The sequence below is a fragment of the Pedobacter sp. SYP-B3415 genome (assembly GCF_004138205.1).
Taxonomy (GTDB): Bacteria; Bacteroidota; Bacteroidia; order Sphingobacteriales; family Sphingobacteriaceae; genus Pedobacter.
Genome location: NZ_RXNQ01000013.1, coordinates 17,692 through 42,624, shown reverse-complemented (window position 1 = coordinate 42,624; position 24,933 = coordinate 17,692). Strand labels below are relative to the sequence as shown.

The 24,933-nt window shown below is 46.5% G+C and carries 25 protein-coding genes; 14 read left to right on the top strand and 11 right to left on the bottom strand.

The annotated features are described in order from the left end of the window. Positions 1–442: 442 nt before the first annotated feature. The 3 genes from EJV45_RS08050 to EJV45_RS08040 are packed head-to-tail and all read left to right on the top strand — an operon-like array spanning position 443 to position 1,866. On the top strand, positions 443–781 hold the full coding sequence (locus EJV45_RS08050; RefSeq protein ID WP_129715163.1) for a helix-turn-helix transcriptional regulator: 339 nt from the start codon (positions 443–445) through the stop codon (positions 779–781). Next, the gene (locus EJV45_RS08045; protein WP_129715162.1) at positions 768–1,289 is read left to right on the top strand and encodes an SRPBCC domain-containing protein; all 522 of its coding nucleotides are present in this window, start codon (positions 768–770) and stop codon (positions 1,287–1,289) included. Before EJV45_RS08050 ends, EJV45_RS08045 begins: the two co-directional genes overlap by 14 nt. A 10-nt stretch (positions 1,290–1,299) precedes the next feature. Next, positions 1,300–1,866, top strand: coding sequence for a dihydrofolate reductase family protein (locus tag EJV45_RS08040; RefSeq protein WP_129715161.1), 567 nt, complete (start codon positions 1,300–1,302; stop codon positions 1,864–1,866). A gap of 9 nt (positions 1,867–1,875) precedes the next feature. Here the strand turns inward: EJV45_RS08040 and EJV45_RS08035 are convergent, their stop codons facing one another. Further along, positions 1,876–3,252: a sulfatase gene (locus EJV45_RS08035; RefSeq protein WP_129715160.1), complete on the bottom strand. Its 1,377-nt coding sequence runs from the start codon at positions 3,250–3,252 to the stop codon at positions 1,876–1,878. Between the two features lie 205 nt (positions 3,253–3,457). Between EJV45_RS08035 and EJV45_RS08030 the strand changes: the two genes are divergently transcribed. Both EJV45_RS08030 and EJV45_RS08025 read left to right on the top strand, forming a co-directional pair. Then, positions 3,458–3,652 (top strand): hypothetical protein, encoded by a 195-nt coding sequence (locus tag EJV45_RS08030; RefSeq protein ID WP_129715159.1) that lies wholly within the window; start codon positions 3,458–3,460, stop codon positions 3,650–3,652. Then, the gene (locus EJV45_RS08025) at positions 3,649–4,359 is read left to right on the top strand and encodes a hypothetical protein (RefSeq protein ID WP_129715158.1); all 711 of its coding nucleotides are present in this window, start codon (positions 3,649–3,651) and stop codon (positions 4,357–4,359) included. The genes EJV45_RS08030 and EJV45_RS08025 overlap by 4 nt, the downstream gene beginning before the upstream one ends. Positions 4,360–4,469: 110 nt before the next feature. Here EJV45_RS08025 and EJV45_RS08020 read toward each other — a convergent pair whose 3' ends face one another. The 4 genes from EJV45_RS08020 to EJV45_RS08005 all read right to left on the bottom strand — a co-directional run bounded on the left by EJV45_RS08020 (position 4,470) and on the right by EJV45_RS08005 (position 7,782). Then, positions 4,470–4,853 carry a VOC family protein gene (locus EJV45_RS08020; RefSeq protein ID WP_129715157.1) on the bottom strand — a complete coding sequence of 128 codons (384 nt, stop codon included), beginning with the start codon at positions 4,851–4,853 and terminating at the stop codon, positions 4,470–4,472. 200 nt (positions 4,854–5,053) lie between these two features. Further along, the gene (locus EJV45_RS08015; protein ID WP_129715156.1) at positions 5,054–5,413 is read right to left on the bottom strand and encodes a VOC family protein; all 360 of its coding nucleotides are present in this window, start codon (positions 5,411–5,413) and stop codon (positions 5,054–5,056) included. A 241-nt stretch (positions 5,414–5,654) separates the two neighbouring features. Beyond that, positions 5,655–6,959 (bottom strand): serine hydrolase, encoded by a 1,305-nt coding sequence (locus tag EJV45_RS08010; RefSeq protein ID WP_165305014.1) that lies wholly within the window; start codon positions 6,957–6,959, stop codon positions 5,655–5,657. 184 nt (positions 6,960–7,143) lie between these two features. After that, a complete protein-coding gene (locus EJV45_RS08005) occupies positions 7,144–7,782 on the bottom strand; it encodes a helix-turn-helix domain-containing protein (protein ID WP_129715154.1) in 639 nt (212 codons plus the stop codon). 202 nt (positions 7,783–7,984) lie between these two features. On the opposite strand from EJV45_RS08005, the gene EJV45_RS08000 reads away from it, so the two are divergent. After that, on the top strand, positions 7,985–9,184 hold the full coding sequence (locus EJV45_RS08000; protein ID WP_129715153.1) for a DUF4932 domain-containing protein: 1,200 nt from the start codon (positions 7,985–7,987) through the stop codon (positions 9,182–9,184). A gap of 233 nt (positions 9,185–9,417) precedes the next feature. Here EJV45_RS08000 and EJV45_RS07995 read toward each other — a convergent pair whose 3' ends face one another. Together EJV45_RS07995 and EJV45_RS07990 are read right to left on the bottom strand one after the other, a co-directional pair. Beyond that, a complete protein-coding gene (locus EJV45_RS07995) occupies positions 9,418–9,936 on the bottom strand; it encodes a hypothetical protein (protein ID WP_129715152.1) in 519 nt (172 codons plus the stop codon). 750 nt (positions 9,937–10,686) lie between these two features. Then, positions 10,687–12,285, bottom strand: a complete 1,599-nt coding sequence (locus EJV45_RS07990; protein WP_255466184.1) for a DUF4932 domain-containing protein — start codon at positions 12,283–12,285, stop codon at positions 10,687–10,689. Positions 12,286–12,578: 293 nt separating this feature from the next. On the opposite strand from EJV45_RS07990, the gene EJV45_RS07985 reads away from it, so the two are divergent. Next, positions 12,579–13,271: a hypothetical protein gene (locus EJV45_RS07985; protein ID WP_129715150.1), complete on the top strand. Its 693-nt coding sequence runs from the start codon at positions 12,579–12,581 to the stop codon at positions 13,269–13,271. Positions 13,272–14,111: 840 nt separating this feature from the next. On the opposite strand, the gene EJV45_RS07980 is transcribed toward EJV45_RS07985, so the two are convergent. Next, the gene (locus EJV45_RS07980) at positions 14,112–14,669 is read right to left on the bottom strand and encodes a hypothetical protein (protein ID WP_129715149.1); all 558 of its coding nucleotides are present in this window, start codon (positions 14,667–14,669) and stop codon (positions 14,112–14,114) included. A 190-nt stretch (positions 14,670–14,859) separates the two neighbouring features. Here EJV45_RS07980 and EJV45_RS07975 point away from each other — a divergent pair, with 190 nt between their 5' ends. The 4 genes from EJV45_RS07975 to EJV45_RS07960 all read left to right on the top strand — a co-directional run bounded on the left by EJV45_RS07975 (position 14,860) and on the right by EJV45_RS07960 (position 18,470). Beyond that, on the top strand, positions 14,860–15,417 hold the full coding sequence (locus EJV45_RS07975; RefSeq protein WP_129715148.1) for a hypothetical protein: 558 nt from the start codon (positions 14,860–14,862) through the stop codon (positions 15,415–15,417). A gap of 146 nt (positions 15,418–15,563) precedes the next feature. Then, positions 15,564–17,435, top strand: coding sequence for a hypothetical protein (locus EJV45_RS07970; RefSeq protein WP_129715147.1), 1,872 nt, complete (start codon positions 15,564–15,566; stop codon positions 17,433–17,435). Positions 17,436–17,517: 82 nt separating this feature from the next. After that, positions 17,518–17,997: a GNAT family N-acetyltransferase gene (locus EJV45_RS07965; protein ID WP_129715146.1), complete on the top strand. Its 480-nt coding sequence runs from the start codon at positions 17,518–17,520 to the stop codon at positions 17,995–17,997. Then, entirely contained in the window at positions 17,994–18,470 is a 477-nt protein-coding gene (locus EJV45_RS07960) for a GNAT family N-acetyltransferase (protein WP_129715145.1), read from the top strand. The genes EJV45_RS07965 and EJV45_RS07960 overlap by 4 nt, the downstream gene beginning before the upstream one ends. Before the next feature lie 49 nt (positions 18,471–18,519). On the opposite strand, the gene EJV45_RS07955 is transcribed toward EJV45_RS07960, so the two are convergent. Beyond that, complete coding sequence (locus EJV45_RS07955; protein ID WP_129715144.1) at positions 18,520–18,786, bottom strand: hypothetical protein; 267 nt, start codon at positions 18,784–18,786, stop codon at positions 18,520–18,522. Positions 18,787–18,910: 124 nt separating this feature from the next. Here EJV45_RS07955 and EJV45_RS07950 point away from each other — a divergent pair, with 124 nt between their 5' ends. Beyond that, the gene (locus tag EJV45_RS07950; protein ID WP_129715143.1) at positions 18,911–19,222 is read left to right on the top strand and encodes a helix-turn-helix domain-containing protein; all 312 of its coding nucleotides are present in this window, start codon (positions 18,911–18,913) and stop codon (positions 19,220–19,222) included. 207 nt (positions 19,223–19,429) lie between these two features. On the opposite strand, the gene EJV45_RS07945 is transcribed toward EJV45_RS07950, so the two are convergent. Beyond that, a complete protein-coding gene (locus tag EJV45_RS07945; protein WP_129715142.1) occupies positions 19,430–20,320 on the bottom strand; it encodes an AraC family transcriptional regulator in 891 nt (296 codons plus the stop codon). 337 nt (positions 20,321–20,657) lie between these two features. Next, entirely contained in the window at positions 20,658–21,656 is a 999-nt protein-coding gene (locus tag EJV45_RS07940; RefSeq protein WP_240755227.1) for an aldo/keto reductase, read from the bottom strand. A gap of 1,429 nt (positions 21,657–23,085) precedes the next feature. On the opposite strand from EJV45_RS07940, the gene EJV45_RS07935 reads away from it, so the two are divergent. Both EJV45_RS07935 and EJV45_RS07930 read left to right on the top strand, forming a co-directional pair. Further along, a complete protein-coding gene (locus tag EJV45_RS07935) occupies positions 23,086–23,949 on the top strand; it encodes a hypothetical protein (protein ID WP_129715140.1) in 864 nt (287 codons plus the stop codon). A 195-nt stretch (positions 23,950–24,144) separates the two neighbouring features. Continuing rightward, entirely contained in the window at positions 24,145–24,888 is a 744-nt protein-coding gene (locus EJV45_RS07930) for an SDR family oxidoreductase (protein ID WP_129715139.1), read from the top strand. Positions 24,889–24,933: the final 45 nt, after the last annotated feature.

Genomic DNA, 24,933 nt, shown 5'->3' with positions numbered 1-24,933 from the left:
GGGATGATAAGCCCAGTTCGCTTTCAGGAAAGATGGGAATTATTAAGCTTGGAAAACAGGCCTGTCTTAACTATTTTTAACAATCAAAAGAATCACTAAAACGGTCAACCTTATTCAGGGATGTACACGCCATGGTCTTGGTTCATGATTCGTTGCTCCTTATTCCCAAAGAGTTCCCCTCCTTGGCTCTTTCCAACCTCATTAAAACAGTGCAAGACTTTTAATACTTTTCTGCGGCGAGAAGATACAAGGCCGGTCCGCACCTATCAATGGCAGTAATCTGGCAAAACCGTCGTCTAGACACCCGCCTGTAGGTAAAACCCACATAAATACGATTCATCCGGGCATCTCAAGCTACGATGCCCCTATTACAAATCCTAAAAAAATAATTTATTTGCGCAATCGGATGCTTGCGCATATATTTGCAATCAAATGCTTGCAAATGGAATTACGAAGAGACATATTTCAGGGTATAGCCGACCCTACCCGCCGGCAAATTATTGAATTGCTTGCCCGCCGTCCGGCGCTGAATGTAAATGCAATTGCCGACCAGTTTGAGGTGAGCCGCCAGGCCGTATCACTTCATGTAAAAATCCTGCAGGAATGTGGCTTACTATCGATAAGCAAACAAGGACGCGAAAGGTATTGTGAAGTGCGCCTTGACAAACTTGACGAGGTAAGCACCTGGATAGACGAAAACCGGAAGTTCTGGCAGCAGAAATTCAAATCGCTTGATAACTACCTGACACGAATCAAAACAGACAATCATGAAAACAAATAACCTCCACGAAAGTAGTAACGAAGTATTCAGATTTTCACAAAACTTCAACGCCCCGGTAAGTGCCGTATTCCAGGCCTTTCAGGATCCCGAAGCACTGAACGCCTGGTGGGGACCTGCTGAAAGCGTGAACAGTGTGATCTCACTTGACTTCAAACCTGGGGGGACCTTCAGGTACCGCATGGAATACAATGGGGTGGCAAGTTACGGGCGGTTTCTGTTCTCGAAAATCGAACAGAACGTGCTGCTCGAATTCAGCAACGCATTTACTGACGCCAATGGCCAGGTGATCCATGCACCTTTCGACATCCGGTTACCAAAAGAAATTTATTACGTATTGCGTTTTAGCGAGAAAGACGGGCAGACTACGCTCGCCATGACCGGGACGCCAATGTCTTCTGACCCGGCAGAACTTTCCGGCTTCGCCTCCATTGCAGATAGCATGCAAACCGGTTTCGGCGCTACGTTCGCCAGGCTTGCTGCCTGGCTGCAATCATCATTGCACAATTAATCCCACCGATATGAGAAAACTAAAATTACAAATGCATGTATCTGTAGATGGGTTTGCATCTGCAGGACCGAATGATCCGCAGGAATGGGTTACATGGGCACTCGAAGACATCTACAATGATGTCCTTGCCCTGGGTGATTCGACTGACACCATACTGATCGGCAGGAAACTGGCTGTTGATTACATCCCCTACTGGACTGAAACACTGAAAAATCCGGCTGACCCGATGCATGCATTTGCTGAGCGAATCGTTGCCGCACGGAAGATCATTTTTTCGAAGACGCTTACACAGGCTGAATGGGAGAATACCGAAATATCGGCCGGGGATCTTGGCGATAGCGTAAGACAGCTTAAGGCTGAAGCCGGCAAAGACATCATCGTATATGGCGGAACAGAATTCGTTTCGAACCTCATCGCTGAAGGGCTTATTGATGAATTCCACTTTTTTGTAAATCCGGTTGCCCTTGGTAAAGGTGAACCCGTTTTCTCAGCGCGCGAGAGCTGGCAATCATTAAAGCTTGAGCGCTGTAAATCATTCCCCAGCGGCCTGGTCCTGCTTGTCTACAGCAAGGCCTGATCAGCAGGACTAGCGGCGATATTTTCGGATGGAGCGGCTGAAAGCTTTTAATTGTTTTCTATACGCCGGATTTTGCGCCAGATTTACATGCTCAGCGGGATCTTTACGGTAGTCATATAATTCGCGGGCAAGAATTGTATCCGACGCCAGGTCAATCCATTCAGTATAGCCAAAATTTGTGCTATGAACCGCATAGCCCATCACTTCCGGGCGTTCTTTGAATTTCATGTTTCCGGGAAACTGGCTAAATGCAAGGCCGGTTTCCCTGAACTTTCGGCCTTTCAAAAGCGGCAGCAGGCTCCGGCCGTCTGTTACCGGTTCGGGCAAATCACAAAGTTGCGCGAGCGTAGCATACAGGTCAACAAGTTGTACAACCTGCTGAGAACTCCTTGGCTGTCTGGAAATAGCAGGATCAACAACGATCAGCGGCACCCGGGTATCGATCTTTGAATTTGTAGTCTTGCCCCACATCCCGTGCTCGCCGAGATGAAAACCGTGATCGCTCAGCAGCACGACGATCGTATTCTTGTCGAGTCCGCTGGCCTTCAACTGCGCCATGATTTTGCCTATCTGTTCATCGACAAAGGTTACAGATGTGTAATACCCCCTGATCAGGCGCGCCGACAACTGCGCATCTATCGGCCCCAGGTCCGGGATATCGGTATAACCCCGAAGTTCCGCAGAATGATGCAGGGAAAAAGCCGGCACACCGATCGCCTTTCCGGTATCGGCTGCCGCCGGAAAACTGTTCCGGGCCAACCGCTGCCAGTATGTATGTGGTACACTGAATGGCAGGTGCGGCCTGCGAAAGCCAACTGCCAGGAAAAACGGTTTATCTGCCGCCGCCAATTCCTTAACCGCGGCCGCTGCAACCATGCCGTCAATGTAAGCGCTGTCTGCCACGTCTGCGGCTTCCGCAACCAAAGCTTTTGGTGCATGCTTAAGGTTCGAGTCCAGAACATATTTCCCTGTATTGGTGGTAATCCCGAACAGTGAGGCGACGCTCCATGATGCCGGATCCTGTGCAGAGGCGGGATCATGATAGATCTTCCCTATCTGACGCGTATAATAACCCTGATTTTTGAAATACTGAGGCAGGGTAACAACATCAGGCAGGGCCTTTCTGAAATGTGTATCGAGGTTCCAGACCCTGCTGCGATCAGGCTTTCTTCCCGTCATGAACGATGCCCGCGAAGGCGCACAGACTGCCTGCTGGCAATACGCCTGCGTAAATATTGTACCCCGCGAAGCCAGCTGGTCGATATGTGGCGTCGACGCAGCGCTGTCGCCATAACACCCTAGTGCCGGGCGCAGGTCGTCTACGACAATAAATAGCACATTTTTTTTCTGCGCGAACAGTTTATGGTGCCCCACTGCGAGGTTCATTAGGAAAAAAATTGCCGTTCCGACGATCAGACCTGGCAAGCGGCCGGGAACTTCATTAACTATCACAGTATTTTATGCTTACTTTTTCGATTAGATGTTTGATTTGATTACTAAAATAAATATTATGTACTACATAATAAATTTCCGAATATTAGGCGGTCTAAAAAGTTGCTATTTGCATGGAAATGTTACCTTCATAGTATAAATGAAAATTGCGCTTTATGTGGTTGTGGCTATAGTAGCTATATGCCTGATCAACTTCTGGTATGATATGTATATCTCGGGCCGTTATTATGAGCATGCTGGTCTGTTCATGACTGTGCTGCTTGGGCTTTTTCCGGTCCTGGTCATCTTAGCCGCTTATAAATTATGTCTTATTATAAAAAATCTATATAAATGAATAGGCTTACCAAATTAACAGTTCTCGCTGCCGTTGCCTTCGCAGCTACCGCCTGTGACAGGGCACAGTCCAACGTTCAAACGCTCTATACCTCAGATTGTGGGGTGAGCTGGCAACTCATTAAGGCGGGTGAGACCGTGCCAAAGGGCGTGGGTATGTGCTCGTACAAAGTTACCATACCTGACTATCCGATGCAGGGCGAAAGTATCTTCAAGAGCGCCTTTAAAAACCGGGTCATGGCGAAGATCGAGGTTACTTACGATTACTCCATTACTGATGCGAAGTTGTACATCGGGGAGGCCAAGTACCTGGGTAAAATGAATAGTGAAAGTGACGATGATGTGAATAGTGCTAAAGCATACGAAACGGCAGAAAACTCCGTCATCGACAAACGTATCAAGGAAGTGGCCAGGAACCTGCTGATCAATGAGGATATCGTTGAGTTTAATCAGAACGATTTTGAATCTGATCTGCTGAAGGAAGTGAACGGCCTGCTGAAAAGCAAGGGTGTAACCTTGAATTTCCTGTCGTTCGTACCCATTCCGGAAGAGCAGACACGTCAGGCGATCGATGTCGTTACTGCCATGAAGATTTACGAAAGCAAAGGCCTGGGCGATGTGGGCAAATCAGTCGCCGCAGCACGTGCAGGCGCACCAAAGATAGACGTAACCGTGCCGCAGCAGGCAGCAACTACCGAGGAGAAATAAGGGGGGCCTCCCCTTATTTTTTACCAGGTAATGCATGCACAGGCAGCGCCATTGCGGACGGCGGACACCCTGACTGACCTGAAAGTTTCAATAATCTATACGTACCGTATTTAAAGCGGCTTTCCAATTTCCCAGACATGACCAAACGGATCAGCCAGCTTGCCTATTTTCCAGGACTCCTCTACCGTTACCGGGCAGATTTCCGTTGCCCCGGCCCGTATAGCGGCGTCAAAGAGCGCATCCGGATCACCGGCGATTAAAATGAGTCGCACGCCACTTTGCCCTGCCGTTTTCGGAGCTTCGTTACCATATTCAGGCTGTTCATCGCCGACCCAAAATGCCGCACCGTCAATAATGACCTTGCCGGTAGTAAAACCATCGGGCGTTTCTTCCCGATCGGTAATTTTTGCACCAAAGCCATCGGTGTAAAATTTCAATGCGCGTTTGGCATCTTTAACGGTTAAAAAAGGCGTAATGGAAGTATGGTGTGTCATAGGAAAATTCGTTGAGGTTAGCAGAATTGAGCAAACTTAGAGCTGATCATAAAGCTAAGAATTATCACAGACGTTTTTTCTGCAAGCCTCTAAAAGTATTTGCGTATGTCTTTTTCGGCGTCTGCGTTCTTTTATATCTTTCGAAATATCTAAACAGAGCCATGCCCTTCAGTGAAAGCTTCTATTGAACCATACTACGTTCATTTTACCGCCTCACCAAAGGTTAGCAGGTTATTGTCCGGATCAAGTAGCGAAAACTCCAGCTGACCCCAGGGTTTTTTATGCAAGGGGCCGTTCGGGTGGATCTTTATCCGGCGACTCAACAAATCATGATAAAAGGTTTCAATCGCATCTGTGCGGATGTAAACCTGACCATAATTTTCATTCGGATCCAGGTTTTCGTAAAGAAAAAAATGCAGCTCAATTGCGTCTTTCTTCAACATCAGGTAATCGTGGTAATCACCTGATCCGCACAGCCTAAATCCGAGCTGATCGACATAATAGTTAACCGTTGCCGCTTTGTTCCGCATGGGCAGTTTCGGATGAATAGCTGTTAACATGGTTTAAGATTTAAGTTCTTGAAGATATGTATTATCCGGCGCACGTTATACATGTATTAGTACAGAAAATTCAGACTATGAATATCATACTTTACAAGGTCATTTAGTCGTCCCAACCTCTAAATAGCCGGGCTGTGGTATCGCCTGTAATGTTTTCCTGTCGGGGATGGCACATCACTATATTGAGTTATCCGCTGGAAGCTAAACACATCGCGTAAACTGCACCAGGTGTCGAACCCGTTTACTTTTTCACCCAGGTAAGCTGGTCAAGGTTAAGCAGGCAGATCTTTCCGGCAACTGCCACGAAGTTATAGATAACCGGGTGACCGTTTGTGCCGGTTGCCTTCAGCGTATTTGCACCGGCCCAATTCAGCGGCTCATCGGGCAAAATATCTTCCAGGTACGTAGAATAGAGCTTGCCATCTTTCTGATATATCCTTAATGTGTCGGTACGGCCTTCCAAATAATAATCGCCCACATAGTCATTCATATCCAGCACCGGAGGTTTGGTAAATAGTGGCAACAGCAATGAAGCGATATAATCATTCAGCCGGTTGAACTCAAAATCAGTAACATTGGTCAGCACAGCCCAACCCAGCTGGTGCCCGGGATGAATTACAACTTCCGTCCTGGCGCCCAGCATGGCGCCTTCATGTTTTACGAACGGGTATGCGCGCTGCCAGCCTATACCGAGCGACTGCATCATGCGGATTGTATGCTGCGATAACAGGTTTTGCTGCCGCGGAAACTGGGCGCTTATAAATTTAGCCAGATCTCTGCCTGTTGAATACATCCCGGCAGCCGGCGTGCTTGCATGGACAATGAAATCCGGTGTCCGGATATAGGATACTGTGTTGTTGTTATAACTATACCCGGTTGCAATCGTGTTTGTTGAACTACTTACAGTGCCGAACCCCGAATCGGCCATACCAAGCGGCTTGCAGATCTCACTCATGACAGCATCTTCAAAATTTGCCCTGGCGGCTCTGCCTAAACCGATGCCCAGTAAGGTATAACCCATGTTTGAATAATGTCTGCTATCCACCGGTAAAAACTCATACGCAGCATAGGGCCGGGGAATTTTCCGGAGCGACCGGAGAAATTCTGACTGCGTTGCTGCCTGGATCTGGCCACGCACACGTCCGGTAAGCTGAAACTCCTGCACCTGCCTGGCGAAACCAACATCGGCACCGGCGTTTCTGGGTAAACCGGACGAATGTGTAAGTAATTGAAGCAGCGAAGTACCAGAAAAGGAATCCCGGCGGTTGCCGGCTTCGAATTCAGGGACGAATTTTCTGATGTCATCATCCAGATCAACGATGCCCTTTTCGCGGAGTTTCATGGCCAGTGTCGCCGTGAATAATTTGCTTACCGACTGCAGCTGATACCGGGAGTCTATACTTGCAGCGGTCTTTCGCTCGATATTTGTATAACCCAGGGCATCGGAGAATAAGATCTGATCCTGATGGACCAGGATAAATACCAGGCTTGGCGCGTGGTAACGTTCTTTAAAGCCGAGCAGACCAATCCGGATCCTCTGTTCCACAGAATCCGGCAGGCGATTTTGTGCCGAGACAGTTCTATTCAGCATCAGCAGGGCAAAGAAAACAGTTAGTAGATTTTTGCGGGGCATATCGTAAGTTTTTTGCAAAGCTAATCGCCCCCGGGCTAAAGATCTGCCCTGCCGACCGCCACTTTTATGACTTTTTTACGCCGGACTGTGTCATCTGTTAAAAAAAGTTAGGAAATGAGGTGCTGACATTTAACTTTTTGCTTAACCGCCGTGCGATAGATAAGGTGAGAAAAAGGTGGACAAAGAGCGCAGCGAGATATACCCATAAGAACAGGGGAATTTCAAGAATGTCGCCGATGTGCCAGATCAGATAATCGGCCAGCGGCGTCAGAATCAGCAATGACGCAACTGCGGCGCTCCAGATAATCTGATAGCTGATAATGCGATGCGCGTCGTCCTGATCGTTGGCAGCCCGAATGTTGCGCTTTGATAACAAGTAGACCGCGGGCACGGCAACAAGATTGGCAAAGGGGAATAATAGGACCAATAGCGCGCTGAAATTAATGAACTTTACGTACCGGTTGCCTGAACCGACCGGCGCGTTATTTTCTTCAAATTTTTCAGGCTCAGCAGCCGCATCTGGTGCTGCGCGGAGCGATGCAGCATCGGCGACCAGTAATTCTTCCGGCGAAACGCCAAGCGCTGTACAAAGCGTACGTATAACGTATGGGCTTCCCGGCGATTCGCCTTTTTCAATTCGCTGAATCGTTCGCAGGGAGATGCCGGAAAGGTTGGCAAGTTCCTGTTGCGAAAGCTGCTTGGACAGCCTGAATTCTTTTAAAGTCTTTTTTTGCATCAGCCGGATATCATGCGACTAAGCTAGCGCTTTTATCATAATCTGACTACTATTGGAGGGTTTAACGTAATTATTTCTACCGGCAAACGCTACATAAATGCAACACCTGAATTTTCGAGATACAACGCGATAACACGAACTTTTTTTGTCGACATTCACCACTCATGCAACCAACTTTGGCAGCCGATCGTCTAACGTTGTTATGAACCGCATAGCAATTTTACTCATACTGACCGGGTTATCATTTACAGCAGCATCGCAGATAAAACGGCAGCTCACTAAAAAGGTGACCATTGCAGTAAACACCAACATCGAGACTTATTTCATAGCAGAAAAACTGGCTATTGAGCACATTGGACATTACGTTTTCAGCAATAAGGAATCGGAATTCGCACATCAACCGGTCGTATATTTTGCCCGGCAACATTTTTCACGGTGGAAGGACACACCGCTCATAAAACGCATCGCTGAGATTTTACGGCAGCTTCGGGATGTTCAACATGATAATTCGCCACAGCTTGAATATCTTCTGTACAGAAATGAGTTTCCGAAGGCCGGATTCCGGTGGCCTGTTCCAAAAGATCTGCCGGTCTTTAATGAGCAGGCCTACCCCGGCTCAAAAACGCTGGTACTGGAATTAACCGACAGCCTGTCAGTGTTTTATCGAAAGGCCCAAGTCGGAAAATATCTTTCTGATCATCGCACTTTTTTCCATGGTGCAATCGCCGAAGCCCGCAAAGACATCAATACCGGCGTATTCCCTTATATGGAAAAATGGTACGGGCAAAGTTTTGCGGGATATGAATTATATCTCATGCCTGGAATGCCAATCACAGAGGGCGACGACAATTACCGTGCTTTTGGGCCGATGCTGACCAGTCCGAACGGCAGCGTTTCCGCCATGGTGTTTAGCTCAAGCGTTCAACTGCCGCTGGAAGCAAAGTTAGAGGATTATTACCGTTTTGGTTTTGATAACCCCGGCGTAACACGTCTGCTGACCGTGCACGAAGTAGGTCATTCGTTTGTTAACCCGCAGCTTGCAAAATTCAAACATCTGGTGCTTCGCGATTCCATGCTATTTACGACGAAACTGGCCAAATCGCTAGAGAACTCTTATATCGGCAACTGGGAAATCTGTCTGACCGAACACCTTGTGCGCCTAGGAGAAATCAGAATAGCAATGTCTATGAAGGATGAAAAGGAAGCCAATAGGCTGAGAAAATTACATATTCAGGAATCCGGCTTTATCCTTTTACCAGTGCTCGAGCAGTTAGCTACGACTTACGAAAACAGCAGAAAGAAGTATCCAACCTTCAGCGATTTTTTACCCGTTATCTTCAATCACATCCATCAGTTACAGCCGGGTGATATAGATGCGCTGGTTGATCAGAATAAACGGTAAATTGTAATCGACCATTTGGCGCATGAATAGCAGAACATAACGAATTCAGATGGATTTTAAGTTGAATTGGCGTTGCAAGCTATTCTATAATGCCAAAATCAAAGTGCAGAAAAGTTATAGTGAAATGCCAATTGCGTCAGCCATAAAATACTTTTGCAATAAGTAAAGATATCTAACCAAACCCCAAACAACCGTGTTTCGCTATCAAAGGAAAAAGTTTAATAGACAGTTCATCACCCCTCCCTCAATGTCTTTGCCACGCCTTTAATGAAATAATAATTCACCGTTCCGCCAACAATGCCGCCTACGATGGGCACCAGGCGCTGGTACGTTTTTGATCCGGCCGAGAGCAGCAGTTTTTCGGCCACCTCTTCCATGATATTTTTACTAAGGGCCAGTTTTGTATCTGCTTTGAGCGACCGGGAAATGATTTTGAAGAAATCATCAAAACGAACTTTGTAGCTGCCCGTTTCGTGATATGAAATGGCGAGTGTAACACGGAACTGTTGTGTAATAAGGTTGATGATATCAAGCGGAATGCCGATGACCATGGAACCTAATCCGCCAACACCTGTAATAAGTCCCGAACCGGCAGCCATCAGGGCACACTGGTTAATGAATTTATCAATGCCCATTTCATCAACGCCCCGTTTAATTCCCAACTGGTCGATCCGGTCGAAGATCTGCCTGAATCCGCCTTCAGAAAGACGCTGAATATGTTGCCTGATCCTGGGAACTGTTAATTTTTTCATCTGTTGTGCCGTTTGTCTGAAGTACGGCTACAACCATGCCAATAGGTGGCTTGTGGAGATTGAGATTTTTGATAGTATAAAGGTATTCGTAGTTCGTTTTTGAAGATTTGAGATATGAGATTTGAGTATTTAGACAGGGCGCAAAAACCCCTCGGCCGGTTACCCTAGCGGCCATTGAGGGACATGACAGCCCAGATTTTAGACTTTTTACTTTCCACTTTTAACTTAGACGGGTCTTTTGTGCTTGTTTCTTCTTCTTTTGGTCGTGCGAACAAAACGGTCGCAACTGCATTATCGCGCAGATCCCTCACCGTTGAATAACCGAAGAAAGGGATTTAGTAAACGCGCTTCGGAATGACGGCGTGGAGGGACGTTGGTCGGGCTTGGCAAAGCGAGGGGTTCTTCGTCCAGGTCCTGACTCATGATTCGTGGTTGCTGGCTCCCGTTGATACAGACAGAGCGGAGCGGCGGAAGGATCTGGCTCGAAATTACAAGTCAGATTCTTCGCTCCGCTCTGAATGACCCGTTGGGAATTGCGGTCTAAAAAGAAGCCAATGGATTTCTGTAGATTTGAGATAGGATACTTGAGTCTTGAGACAGTGCAAAACCCCAGCCGGTTATTGCGTAGTGAGGGGTTAGGCTTACTCATTATTCCTGACTCAACTCAGCCAGCGGTCTTTCATCCTTCTTCCTTTTTCATTGATCTCGTTGAGTACTACGTACCCAGTTTTACAGCCTCAGCCACAAATCCTACCTCGAAGGGTCGCAGGTCCAGATTCCACAGTGGTTTACATACTCGCCCCTGTCCAGGGTGATGGTGTTCTGAGCTATCCAATAACCATACTGGTCCTTGTTTGGTGAATAGTGAAAGTTCACGATATCGGCTGTTTGTTGCGCGGTATAGATAACCATCGTTTTTTTGCTGTCCGCCGGGTTTGGCCAGCTCGTTACAAGCTGCAGGTTTTGCCCGGCTATTTTCTGGTTTGCACTGATTCCGTCCTGCTCAATCACCACCGGCACCTGTGACATATAGCGCTTCAATAAAAAATTTCCGGCAGGCGTACCGAACACAACCAGGTCGCGACCGCGCAGGTCAAGTTTCAAGGCCTCATCATCTGTAATCAGCGGGCTATCGCCGGAAATCACGTCCCTGTATTTTTTTACCCATGCATGCATCGCACTTTCAGCCTGCTTGTCGGGTTCATGCGTACCTAAAATAAAAAACGTGGAATTATTGCGGGCAAAATCATAGGGTTTGGGTATCCTGTCGACCACCGGTTTCCTTATAGAATCTATTTTTTTGAGCATAAAGTCAATATCTTCTTTTTTAACCGAAGCAAAGACGGTCAGTAACTCAGGCGCAAAACTTCTGAAATCAGGATACTGCTTACGGCATGCTTCATATTCCCTGAGCTTATTGATGATCACATCTGCGTAAATAAAGCCTCTTGCCACGGTCGGATTATAAAAATTTTTCCTGGCGAATTCTTCGCCAAATGTTATCCGGGCAATACGGCAAACGATAGCGGGTACAACAGTTTCGTACACTGTACTGCGCCAGGATTGATAACCGGCCCGTTTCATGTCGCCGGCAATAGGCTCATATAACCAGCTGTAAGCGTCTGCCCCGGCAATCAACGGGTCCAGCGCCGGGTTAACGAAACCATGGCCGAATTCGTGAACAATCAGGTTGAAAACAGAGATGCTGGGTGTAAAAACCGGCCTCCCGGCCGACGCCGATGTAGTTTCTACGACCGCATATAAGTCTGACGAACCACGGCCTGCGAATGCGCGACCAAAATTACCATAGCCTGAAAGCAGGTTCAGGATTACGGTATAACTCCGGTGCCGCTCACCAAAGTACGCTTCCAGGGGTCTTACCGGCCCGAAAGACCTGAAATTATAGGCTGTTTCCGCGATAACCTGCTGGTAAAAAGGGCGCTGTGTGTTGTTGAACCAGTCATCGAAGCCGGTCTTCAGCACAAAGTCTTGAAACAAACGCGCCAGTTCCTGCAAACGCCCGGCCCCTCCGCCGCGACTAAGCTGTTCATGGCTTAAGCCTTCCCTGAGCTTAAATTTTTTATCAAGGCAAAGCATGAAAAAGACCGGGTCGTCGATCGTCCAGCCTTTGCGGAAGGTGTTCAGTACCGAATCAACCACCGGATGCTTTTTGTAGGGCGAAAACCTGTCAAGCGCCTGTTGTTTGTATGTAATGTTGTGCTGCGTCATGCCGTTGTGACCAAACAACATGCAGACAATATTAAAAAGTTCGATTCGCGGGTCAACACGGTATTCTGCTCCTTGAAATTCAGTTTTATATGTACTGAACTTTTGAGCGTATGACGACATCAAACCGGGCATTAGCAGAATCAATAAGATAAAAAAAAGCCTGGGCATAATCATGTGGAAGAGATTTGTTACTGTTGCGACAAGGATAGCAGATCTGACCAATCAAAAATGTAAATGTGACGGATCGGTACATTTGAGGGCTGGACAGAGAAAAATTGTGACAAAAAGCAGCAGGCTGACAATTGAAATAACCTTTCGACTGAAACGTTTATCTTAGAAGGATTGATCCTGCAACCCGAGTATAGCGAGCTATCACCAATCGCGCGCCATTTATACCGAACCAGAAATTACCTATGAGAAACCTAATTATCAGATTCCGGATCTTATCAGTTACACTACTTTTTATCGCACGCAGTGCATCTGCTCAGTACGACCCTTCGGCCAGTGCGAGCCTCGGCATGGGCCATGGATACACGGCGCTTACACAAAGCGTTATGAGTAACGCGTTTGCAGCGACATCAAAAAGCAGCGGCGCGACCAAAGCAGCCAATGCCGATTACGTGTACCTTGGTTTCAGTCATTTTCGTGAGTTTGAGCAAAAGATATTTGAGCAGGTGCTTCAAACCAACAAAAGCATGGACAAAGGCAAAATGCGCAGTTTCCTTTCCAGTACCCGAACCATGTATCACTTCAATACCCGCGCCCGGGCCTATGGTTTGAAAGACACCTATGTTTCAGACTTGCTGGCAACAGGCATTGCCTGGAACTGGGAAATGTACCATCGGGCGAAACCGGCAAAGGAAAAGGTAATCAGTTTGCGCAATGCCATTCGCAGCAACATGGCTAAAAACTCTATTAAAAACCAGATTACCAAATTATCTGAGGCAGAGAAACGGACGTGGATCCTGTCGTTCATGTATAATAACAGCATGCTGGCGCAGATTATAAAAAACGCTGGAAAACTTGGGCCGGAACAAAAACAGCAACTTATCAAAACGGCCGCGCAGGCAGGAGTTCCGGATATCGCAACCGTATCGTTACGTTAGATTTGTTATTGGTCATGACTCTCTTCTGTTTCCTTTAAGGAACTGTGCAGTCTAATCGGAACCATATATATTTGGCATTAACGACAGATATCTGCAATTTAGCTAACAAAATTATTTTTGATCAGATGATGACTTATGTTCAGCAATCGCCAGTATAAATTTTTATCGGATGATACAACTCTTCCCTGCTAAAAACCTGGAATTTAAACTGATTAATTCTGCTGCTGAGACATTGGAAAGGCTCGAACGACGCACTGAAAAATTGAGCAGTTTTAGCTCCGCCTATACATCAAGATCATTTCGAGGTATTATAAGCGGAAATACATTTAAAATCATATCATCAGTTCCTGGCAGTGGGGCGTTTTGTGTGCTACAGGGAGTAATCGCGTCTGATCATAATTGTGTGCGCGTCGAGATAAACAACCCGTTTAAAGTACTTCTAACTATAATTTTAGTGCTTCCACTCATCGCGTCTTTCGCAGCTGTACTCGCGGGGTCTGCAAAATTCTCAGTAATGTCTGTTATTGTCCCTCTATTACAAATAGTTATGTTAAGATATCTGTTGATAGAGGCCTCATTTAAATTTTTATCTGAACGTAGCCTGAATAGGTTTCGTGATGTTCTCGACATTGAATGGCTCTAGTTCACAGACAGTCGGCAGGTGATGCATTTAATCGTTTCCCATAATCGATTATTCTTAGGGCCGCCTGATTATAAACCATTGAAATCAGCAAAAATTTTGGAAAGTTATAAAAAATGAAAATAGCTATCGCGGAAGCCTAACGGCGCAAATTTGCAGAAAGTGATTGAGACCATCATGCCGGTCCCCGTCCAATGGTGTTAAGTGATTAACTGCCCGTCGAAGCCAATGGTATAGCTTTCGCCGGAAAAATCCAGCAATATGATATTATCGTTTGTCATATCAAAACTATCGTTTTCTAAATTTACGAAGATATCTCCACCGATAAACTCCCATACGGTATCGCCATGAGAATTCAGCCGCGTGATCTGTGTTTCACCGTGTATGATGTAATCGCCATCATAATGAAATATTTGGAAACATGTAATTAGGTCACATTTTTTCATCCATAACAGGTTCAAAGAAGGAATCTCAAGGCAGAACACGGAGTCTCCGCAACACACAAGCAATTCATTTTCATTCATTGCAGATGACGTCGACGTTACAGCTGTAGCACCACCACTGGAAACCAAAATGCAATTACTTTCAATTATCAAATCTTTCATTAAGCTTATCCCGCAGCATATTGTGTCATGCTGGTCTGTCTCTCCACCAATATATTCTCGAAGATAGGCATATTGATTGTCTGCAGAATTCCGGTTGTAGTGATGATCACTATATATCTTAACTGTAAGGTCTTTAAATTGGTATACCTTCATGGATCATTAGATAATTCAATGAATTAAAACACCTTCCGGTTGCCGAGTAAACGTAAGGCGCCGCAATCTAAGAAAAAGTGCAGAGCATACAGAATAATGTGAGTCTTAAGCAAGCGGACGGTTTTAAACATCTAATAATAATTGCTAGATTCAGTCTATTATAATGCCATCCTTATGAGCTATCAAAATTATGGAGAGTTATACATTCGAAGAACATAAACACAATTACGCTGTGTGGACAGCGGCCAGAGCGGTAGCAAGAAATTTCACAACTACTGAGAACGTTAAAACGGCTATTGAAAAATCCGAATTGCGCAAATTTGCCGAGAGTGATTCTAAACCATCACCAGATGAGTTCAGGAGCCTGCATGAACAGTGGAGCAGGCTACTCATGCAAAGTCTTCATCAATCAACCGGCAAAAAAGTTTCATATGGCCGGGCCGCTAAAATTATTGCAATTTACCTCAAAACCTCAGTAATCTTATGCAGCAACGGCAAATGCGAAAAAAGCCAGGTCATACATCCGCCAATTGACAGCCGCCTATTAAACAAGATTGCCGGCGTAACAGACAATACAGACTTTGCGAAGGTCAGATGGACACATTTAGATAAAGATGGATACTGGAATTTGATCCATAACTTATCGAAGTCGTTTGAACCACTAAATTGGAAGCTCGAACGGTTCTGGGACCCGGCCTACGTTCGTAAAGAGTTTCCGTCTGGGCAGGCTGTAGCCGCCACATCGTAGACCAGGCTGCGGTATTTCTCGCCAGATGAAACCCAAACTTCGTCCCTCCATACGTATAAAGCGGCGCGCCCTCCTGCCCTGGCGCCGTAACTACCTGAATACAAAATAGTTTAAACTATTTAGTCTTACGTTGCTTAAACAGGGTAATGACCACGCGCAGGAAACAAAATATCCGGACCTTAACCCTTATCATCTCAGCATTGATTGCCGTGGTGTGTATTGTTTTTTTTGCGCTCTTTTTGTTTGACCGGGATGTAAGGCAAGGCGTTGTTACCAAAGCAGAAAAAACGCTGAAGCCCAAGCTGCAGCCTTTGCTTGAAGATCAAATAAAAGACATGGTCATAAAAGCGAGCGACAGCCTGTACCGCCTTAGTTATACCGGTTTTAAAATCAGTCTTGATTCGGGCCAGGCAACGGTTACAGGCTTCAAACTGACGCCGGATCCCGCTTTACTCAAAAGGTTAATCGCCGCCAAACGGGCGCCCGACAACATCTGCCGCATCAGCGTAGCCAAAATGGAACTCAGCAATTTTGGCTTCACAAAAACGCCCCAGGGCAGACGGTTCACGGTCGGCCGGGTTGATATTCATCATTCGTCGGTAGCGGTTACCAACCAGCTCCGTCCGTACAATAACCAGGCAACAGAAGTGTCCCTGCTGTACAAAAGTTTCCGCGCGCTGTTCAACCGGATGCATATCAGCACGATAGACATAAAAAACCTGGACTTTCAATATGTGAACAATAACGCATCCAGGCAGCAGACAGATCACCTTAAAAACCTCAATATTTTTATCAGGGGTGTTAGAACAAGTCCTTCCGCCGAAGGCAAAAAAGCACGTACGGCCATATGGATCGATTCATTCAGAATGACAACGCCAGATCGCTATTACGACATCACTGCGCAGCAGCTCGCTTTACGGCCTGATAAAAAGCAACTAACCATCGCCCACGCCGCCGTTATCCCCCGGTACAGCAAAGCCCGTTTCCACCAGCTGGCCGGATTCGCGAAGGACCGCTACCACTGGAAGTTCGATGGTATTCGTTACGAAGGGCTTGATCTGACGCGTTTTATTCGCCATCAGCAGTTGTTTGTAAATCATAAGATCATCAGCAAAGCCTGGGTGGAAATTTATTCCAATTACAATGTGCCGCTTAAACGGGAAAGCCGGCGAAATGCCTTCCCACAGGAAAAGTTTCAGACCATTGCGTTCGACCTGACATTCAAAAAGATCAGCATTTTAAATAGCGACATCTTTTACCGCATTTTAGGCGGCAAGACCGACCGGGTATCGACGCTGGCTTTCAGGCACAGCCGGACGGAGATCCACAACCTGACAAATAACGCCGGAGCCATACGTGCAGACCCCTATACCAGGGTTCATAACCGCAGCAGACTGATGAATGCCGGAAGTATGGAAACCTGGTATACCTTTAATTTGGTCAACAAGACGGCCACTGTTGTGGTTCGCAGCACCCTTGGGACAATGGATGCCCGCGCATTTAATGTGCTGTCTGCGCCGCTCGGCCTGATTGAAGTGAAACAGGGGAAAATAGACAAAATTGAGCTGTCGCTCAGGCTTGATGAATATGAGGGTAAAGGTCATGTAGACATGTATTATTCAGATTTGAGACTGGCCTTTCTCAAAAGGCAGGAAGCTGCCGACACGCTTAAGCGCAGGGGATTTATATCTTTTATGACCAACATCGTGCTTCCAAACGGCAACCCGGGGAAAAACGGAACCTCCAGGAAAGGTCCGGTCAACGTGAAGCGTGAATCGTGGCAATCGTTCTTCAAATTTCTGCTTGATGCATCCCTGGATGGCATGTCTTCGGCCATGATGGGCGTTTACCAGAAAGGAAAAGCAAGAGATCAAAACATCTTCTTACATGCAGCAGATGTAATTGCCGGACCTGGTCATACAGATCAGCAAAGGCAGAAGGCTGAAGCAAACCAGTCTGATAAAAACGTCAAAGGGAATAAAAACGACAAAACAGCTAAAAGGGCGAATAAACATTGACAGCAGCAAAATGATGTCAAGCTGGTCATGGCCTGATGCCGGTTAAGATGCAGCGCAGAAAATCTATTTTTATCTTTGTACTATGCAACCTGAAGTTAAGCTGCGCGCGGCACGAAACGAAGATATTCCCGCTTTGATTGAGCTGTATGTACAAACGGTATTAACCGTTTGTGTGAATGAATATGATGGCCGGCAGCTGGAGTTGTGGGCCGGCCTTGGCAAACATGCAGCCCGCTGGGAAGAAAGAATCGCCGGGCAATACTTTTTGGTGGCCGAAGTTAAAAACAGTCTCGGGGGCTTTGGCAGCATAACACCCGGAAATTACCTCGACGTGTTTTACGTGCATAAAGACCACCAGGGCCTGGGAATTGCCAGCCGGCTTTATACGGCGCTCATGGAACGGGCGAGAAAAAATACCGGTACAACCGTTACCGCCGATGTAAGTAAGACGGCCAGGCCATTTTTTGAGCGCAAGGGTTTTGTCGTTACCCGGGAAAATCAAAATCTGCTGGAAGATGTTGTTATTGTCAACTACCGGATGGAAAAGGCGCTTGAACGATGATTAACCCGAGCACAAAAGCGCTTGTTCGCATTGATGCCGACTATCCATATGATTTGCTGCTCCTCGCGGATGAAACCTTGCATGCCATTAACAGGTATCTCTCTGCATCGGATGTCTACGTGCTGAAGCATGATAACAAAGCTGTAGCGGTATGCTGCCTGTTCGAAGTTGACAGGGATTGCCTGGAGATTAAAAATATTGCCGTTGCTTCAGAATGGCGAAACCAGGGACTTGGAAGCTGGATGGTTGATCGCATAATACAACTGGCTACCGGCCGCTACACATACCTCATTGTCGGAACTGCCGATAGCGGATACAGCCAGATCAGATTTTATGAGAGAAACGGCTTTGTTCGATATGGCGCGAGGCCAAATTTTTTCATAGATAACTATGAACAGGAAATCATAGAAAACGGGATAAGGCTCAGAGATATGATCCTGTTCAGATATGATCTGCCTGCCAAAATTGCCTGATTCTGCTTTTGACTCCGACGGGACATCGTTTTATGAGCTGATCAAGCCATTAAAGCTGAGGCCTGGATTTAATCTCCTTGTCAATAGTTGCCAGGCTGATAAAAATCGGCAGCAAAGTAGCAGGCAGCACGGCCAGTGGGATAAACAGTTTAGCCGTCGATTTATAGACATAAAAATATATTGCCAGTCCGAAGATACCTAACCAAACCACGCAACAACCGATCAGAAAACCCTTAAGCACATTGCGCCTCTTAGTTAACTGCTCAACATTTAAATGATCGAAGCCGTTTTTCGCATTCTTTTTTTTCTCTGTCATGATTTTTTCTTCAAAACCGATTCGGTATGTTTAATTTTAGGCCGTAGATATGTATCCTGAAGATATATAATCGCCCGGCCAAAATTGGCAAACAAACCTGTCTAAAGCAATAAGTCAGAATTTTATGACTACTCACGAAATACCTGAAGATGCAGAGATTTGCCCCGCCCAGGCCTTGCTTAAGATGTTATCAGGCAAATGGAAAGCAGAGATATTTCGGCTGGCAACCGAGCGGCCATTACGTTTCAGTACTTTTTTGCGGTCGGTAGAGGGCGCCAGTAAACAGTCTCTATCCACGGCCCTTCGCGAAATGGAAAATGACGAGCTCATCCAAAAGACAGTGATCAGGGAAAAACCGCTCCATATTGAGTATACGCTTACTTCAAAGGGTCAGCAGCTGGTTTCCGTATTCAGGCAACTGGAGGGGTTGTCATAGACGTTGCGCTGCCGCCCCAAGTATGAGTTGTTAGTCAAAAGGGGAAAACTTTGTAGAATAAGGCGTAACGAACCAGGCATCAAGACCTCGGCGCCCCTCACAATGTTATTTTTCGTGCAGAGCTGAAGCCTCGGGACGTTTTCCGGCTGCGCGTTCAGCGGCAAGAGCGCTTTCCCCCCGGTCTCAGGTATTCTTGCTTTTTGTAGATCAATTAAAGGCCTGCCTGAATTCGAGGGGCGAGACGCTGGTTTTTTTCTTAAATAAGGTACTGAACGATTGCGCGTGTTCGAAACCTAATGCATAGGCAATTTCGCTTACAGACAGGTTTGTAGTTGAGAGTTTCTCCTTCGCCTTTTCAATCAACCGCTGGTGGATATGCTGTTGCGTACTTTGCCCGGTATGCATCCGCAGAAGATCGCTCAGGTAATTTGGCGACAGGTTCATGAGTTCTGCCGCGCGCTGTACGGTTAAGGCCTGGCTTGTTATATTGTTTTCAAAATACTGGTCGACCAACCGTTCAAATTTCGTAAGCAATTGGTTGTTGTGGTTTTTACGGGTGATAAACTGCCGCTCGTAAAACCGGTTGGAATAGTTAAGCAGCAGCTCAATCTGTGAAAGGATAATCTCCTGCGTATACCGGTCGATATGCAGGCATTCGCGGTCGATCTTGTTTAAAATGGTAATCAGATCGTCTTCTTCTTCGGCCGACAGGTGCAGCGCCTCATTTACCGCATAAGAGAAAAAATTATATTTGTTGATAGTGGCCGCCAGCGGATGTGCAAGCAGAAAATCCGGATGAAAGATAAGCAGGTAACCTGAGCCGCATTCCATGTTATTCAGGTCCAGGTATTGCACCTGATTGGGCGCCGTAAAGCTGAGCACTCCTTTATCGTAATCGTAATGTTGCTGTCCGTAACGTATCTTGCCTTTCGCTTCCCTTTTCAGGGCGACGCAATAAAACCTGTTTACGAAACCCTTCCATATATCATCTTCCAGGAAAATGCTTTCTGCAAGGTTGATCACGCTGACCAGCGGATGACGCGGCTCGGGCAATGACAGTAACCGGTGAAACTCTGAAATGGAATTGATGGCGTTCATGTGGTGAGTTGTAAGTTGTAAGTTTTAGGTTGTAAGTTTTAGGTTGTAAGTTTTAGGTTGTAAGTTTTAAGTATGGGTGAATAAGCCCCTCATAACGGAAACTAATAGTTTTGCGGGTCATTTGGATACTAAATATAGGATACCAGCCGCTATTATCTTGCTGCCTGTTTCGCCGCCATGTCTAGATACTTCATACGAACGACTAAATACTGTGTCTTAAATCAGGCTAGCCGCCTCGTCTAAATACTATGTACTAACTACTAAATTCGGTGTTAACGAAAACAGGTTCGGCACTATGTCCAAATACTAAATACGAATTACTAAATACTACATACCACTAATCAATAAGCCCCATACTAAATTCATCGTATGGATTACCCGTATCTGTGCCCAAAGGTACAATGCTTTCCAGTTTTACCAAATCAGCTTCGCTTAAGCCGATTGAGGCGGCTGCTATGTTCTGCTCTATATATTTTCTGCGTTTGGTGCCGGGAATCGGCAAGATACCTTTACTAATGATCCAGGCCAGCGCCAACTGTGATGACGTAATGTTTTTTTCTTCTGCCATGGTCTCAATAGCTTTCACCAGCTCAATATTCTTATAAAAATGCGCTTCCTGGAAACGTGGTATCGCCCGGCGGAAATCGTTTTCGGGCAGGTCATCGATGCTTCGGATCTGGCCGGATAAGAACCCGCGTCCCAGCGGCGAATAGGCTACAAAACCGATCCCAAGCTCATGCAGTGTGTCCAAAACACCACGCGTTTCCGCGCTGCGCTCAAACAGGGAATACTCGCTTTGTACCGCTGTGATCGGGTGAACCGCATGCGCTCTCTTGATTGTTTCTGAAGATACCTCTGAAAGGCCGAGATAACCTACTTTCCCCTCCTCTACCAGCCGGCTCATCGCTTCGATGGTTTCCTCGATGGGTGTGTTTTTATCAAGCCGGTGCAGGTAATACAAATCGATATAATCCGTATTGAGGTTTTTTAGAGAGCGCTCTACCGATTTCCTGACATATTCTTTTTTGCCATTGATAGCCCAGGTCACCTTGTTTTCATCATTAATTTCCCAGCCGAATTTTGTGGCGAGGATATATTTATCCCGGTTCCCCGCTATGGCTTTTGCAATCAGCTGCTCATTTTTGAACGGACCATATAAATCAGCGGTATCGAGAAAGTTGCCGCCTAACTCAAGCGAGCGGTGAATGGTAGCTATCGCTTCCTGCTCATCAGCCTCGCCATACATATGCCCGTCCTCAAAACCTGTCATGCCCATACAGCCGAGGCCGATCTTCGGTACGGTCAGACCCTGGCTTCCTAAATTTATTGTTTTCATCTTCATCGTGTTAAATAATATAACTCAAAGGTCGGCAAGCCGAGGTGAACGGCTGTTTGCAAAACCCTGAAAGTTGTATGCAAATCGGGGATTGGTGACTGATCAAAGAAAAAGGAACCAAGATGAAAGACTTCGAGGTGAGTTGAAAGTTGAAAGTAAAAAGTTTAAAGCCTTGGGCGCTTCAGGGATTTTACAGCACGTCTAAATACGAACTACGAATGGCTAAATACTATTAAAGTTAGTTGAAAGTAAAAAGTTTAAAGCCTGGGCGCGGATCCCCTCAACGAGATTAAAGAAAAAAGAACCAGGACGAATGACTACGGCGGCTAACCCCTCCATGACCGCTAGGTGAACCACGAGTCATTAATCAGTGTTGTCCGGGAAAAATCTGCTGGATTAAATAAGATCCTTCTGAACAGTCTCAAAACAATATTTGCCTGAGTCTTCTGAATCAAGCCCCCTGAATTTTATGTCTATGGGTTTTACGTACAGGCGGTGCTTTTGATAACGGTTTTGCCTGACTACTGCTATTGATAGATGCGAACCGGCCTTGTATCTTCTCGCCGCAGAAAAGTATTAAAAGTCTTGCACTGTTTAAGGAGGTTGGGAAGAACCAAGGAGGGGAACCAGCCCGGAACGGAATGGCGCAGGGATAATCCGGGCCTTTTCCCGCCGCCGGAGGACTTTTGATGCTTTTATGCAAGAAGAGATACACAGCCGGAGCGGTTTGTTCGTCTCTTGTATGTTGTTTTCAATGGTACGAACGCTTTCGGCTATGCCTCAGGTGCTTCTTTTCCAAGAAAAAGAAGGAGCCCACGCGGCGGTGAGCGGTCCGATACCACAGTTTCAGATTTATTGAAAACCGAAGGGCTAAGACTATCGCAAAACTTTCCCCAGACAACAATGAACCATGAGTCAGGCACTGACAAACCCCTCGATGGGATTAAAAAAAAGGGGAAAAGACTGAGCACGAACCATGAATCACTAAAGTTTTAAGTTGTAGGTATCAAGTTGTAAGTCTGGGCGCCTAACTTCTAAACCGCGTAAGCGGCACTGCCGTTTCCCATCATCGTCATACCGAAGCACGTTTACATAATACCTTTTCTTCGGAATCGCAACGGCGAGGGATCCCCTGCGAAGAGGTAGCGGCGACCGTTTTCCAATGAGATTAAGGGAAAAAGAACCAGGATGAAAGACCGATTGTTGAGTCGGAAGTGGAAAGTTTAAAGCCTGGGCGCAGAACCCCTCAATGAGATTAAAGAAAAAGGATAAAAGACCGCGGCGCAATGAACATTTGTTAGCTCTGGTCCGTTTTGTACATTCGTGCAAGGTGAATAAATTGAGCGCATGCGTTCTTGTCGAAATAGACAAGCACTGCCAGGTCTCGAATCGTGTAAACGCCGCGCCTGAAACACAGAAGTACCGTAAAATGATGAAGATCTTAAAGGAAACAAATACCAGAAAGAAAAGACGTTTGCTGCATGCCGGTCAACCGCTTAGTTGCTCACTGTTACTGTTCATCATGGTGTCCATGTTGCTGGCCAGTTGTAATAACGCTACCAAGCCGGTCCGCAAGCCAGGCCAGGGCAATGACGGTAATGCGACAGCTGTCATTGCGCCTGATACGGAAGCACGACCAGTCCAAATTAAGACTAAACGGTTGATTGAAGATTTCATTCCAAAGGGCTGGAAGGTGATCGCCCGTTCTAGCGGGGATTTGAACGGTGACGGGATCAGTGACGACGCAATTGTCATTGAGGATACCGACCCGGATAATTTCAGACGTCAGGATGGTTTAGGCGCCGATACGCTTAACCTGAATCCGCGGACGCTGATGGTATTTTTTAAACATAAAAATGGATATCAGCTGATCTCGCAGAATGATCAGGGTTTTATCCCGACCGCGAATGATGAGGATAGTCCCTGCCTTGCTGACCCCTTGCTACAGGACGGCGATCTCTCTATAAAAAAGGGCCTGCTCTGTATCGCACTCAATTACTGGCTTAGTTGCGGATCCTGGTATGTAAACAGCGCATCGTATAAATTCCGCTATCAGCATAACGCCATGGAGCTCATCGGCTTTGATCACACTGAATTTCACCGGGCTTCGGGAGAAGCAAGCAATACGAGCATCAACTACATCACCAGGAAAAAAAGCACGACCTCAGGCGGAAACATGTTCGATGAACAAAAGAACCAGGAAGAAACCGTTTGGAGCAAAATCCATGTCAAAGCGCTCCAGCGGCTTGACGATTGTAACGCAGCTACATACGGTAATATTTTGGGTCTGTAAGCCTCATACCGGATTAGACATAGGAACATCCGCGACTGCAACCGGGCTCATCCTGGTATTGGATGGTCTCATTTGCAAAGTTTGGATGGTCAATCTCATCCGATCAATCACTTATTTTGTCTAAGCATTGCGGCTTCAAACCATTGTGGTTCGGCCAGATGCGATGCGCGAATTGACTTAATAACTCACTTGCATATGAAAATTTTAGTACTTGGGGGAACGGGGCTGATCGGTAAAGCCGTTAGCAGAAAACTGACCGAAGCAGGTCATGAAGTGGTCGTTGGATCACCATCAAATGGGATAAATATCGTCTCAGGTGAAGGTCTTGCAGAAGCGCTGGAAGCGACTGAGGTCGTAATCGATCTCTCGAACGCTGCATCACCTGATGAGCAGACAGCGCTGCATTTCTTTCGGACCGCGGGGAAAAACCTTGCTGCCTTAGAAAAAACGGCAGGCGTGAAACACCATGTCATTTTGTCGATCGTTGGTACGGACCGCGCTACATACATCGGTTATCTTCAGGCAAAAAAAAATCAGGAAGATTACATTAAAAATTCCGGTATTCCTTATACCGTTATTCGATCTACGCAATTTCATGAACACATGACCACGCTGATTGACGTTCAGGGCAATGAGGCCGGGGTGAACATTTCTACGGTAGACTACCAGCCGATAGCAGCAGCAGATGTGGTCGACTTTGTCGTACAGATTGCGTTAGAGAATCCCAGGAATGGAACGGTTGAGATTGCAGGTCCGGAAAGGGCGCACATGACTGATTTCGTCCAAAAATATCTTGACCATACAGGCAACAGCAAGGTCCTTGTGTCGAATGATGAGAATCAGTATATGTTTTTTGAAATCCCGAAAGATCTGTTGGTGCCGCTGGGCGAATTCCGGTCAGGCCGTATCACTTTCGATGAGTGGTTAAAGGTTAACTAAGCCTATTCTGCATGAACCGGGGGCGTCCCAATGCGGACACGCCCC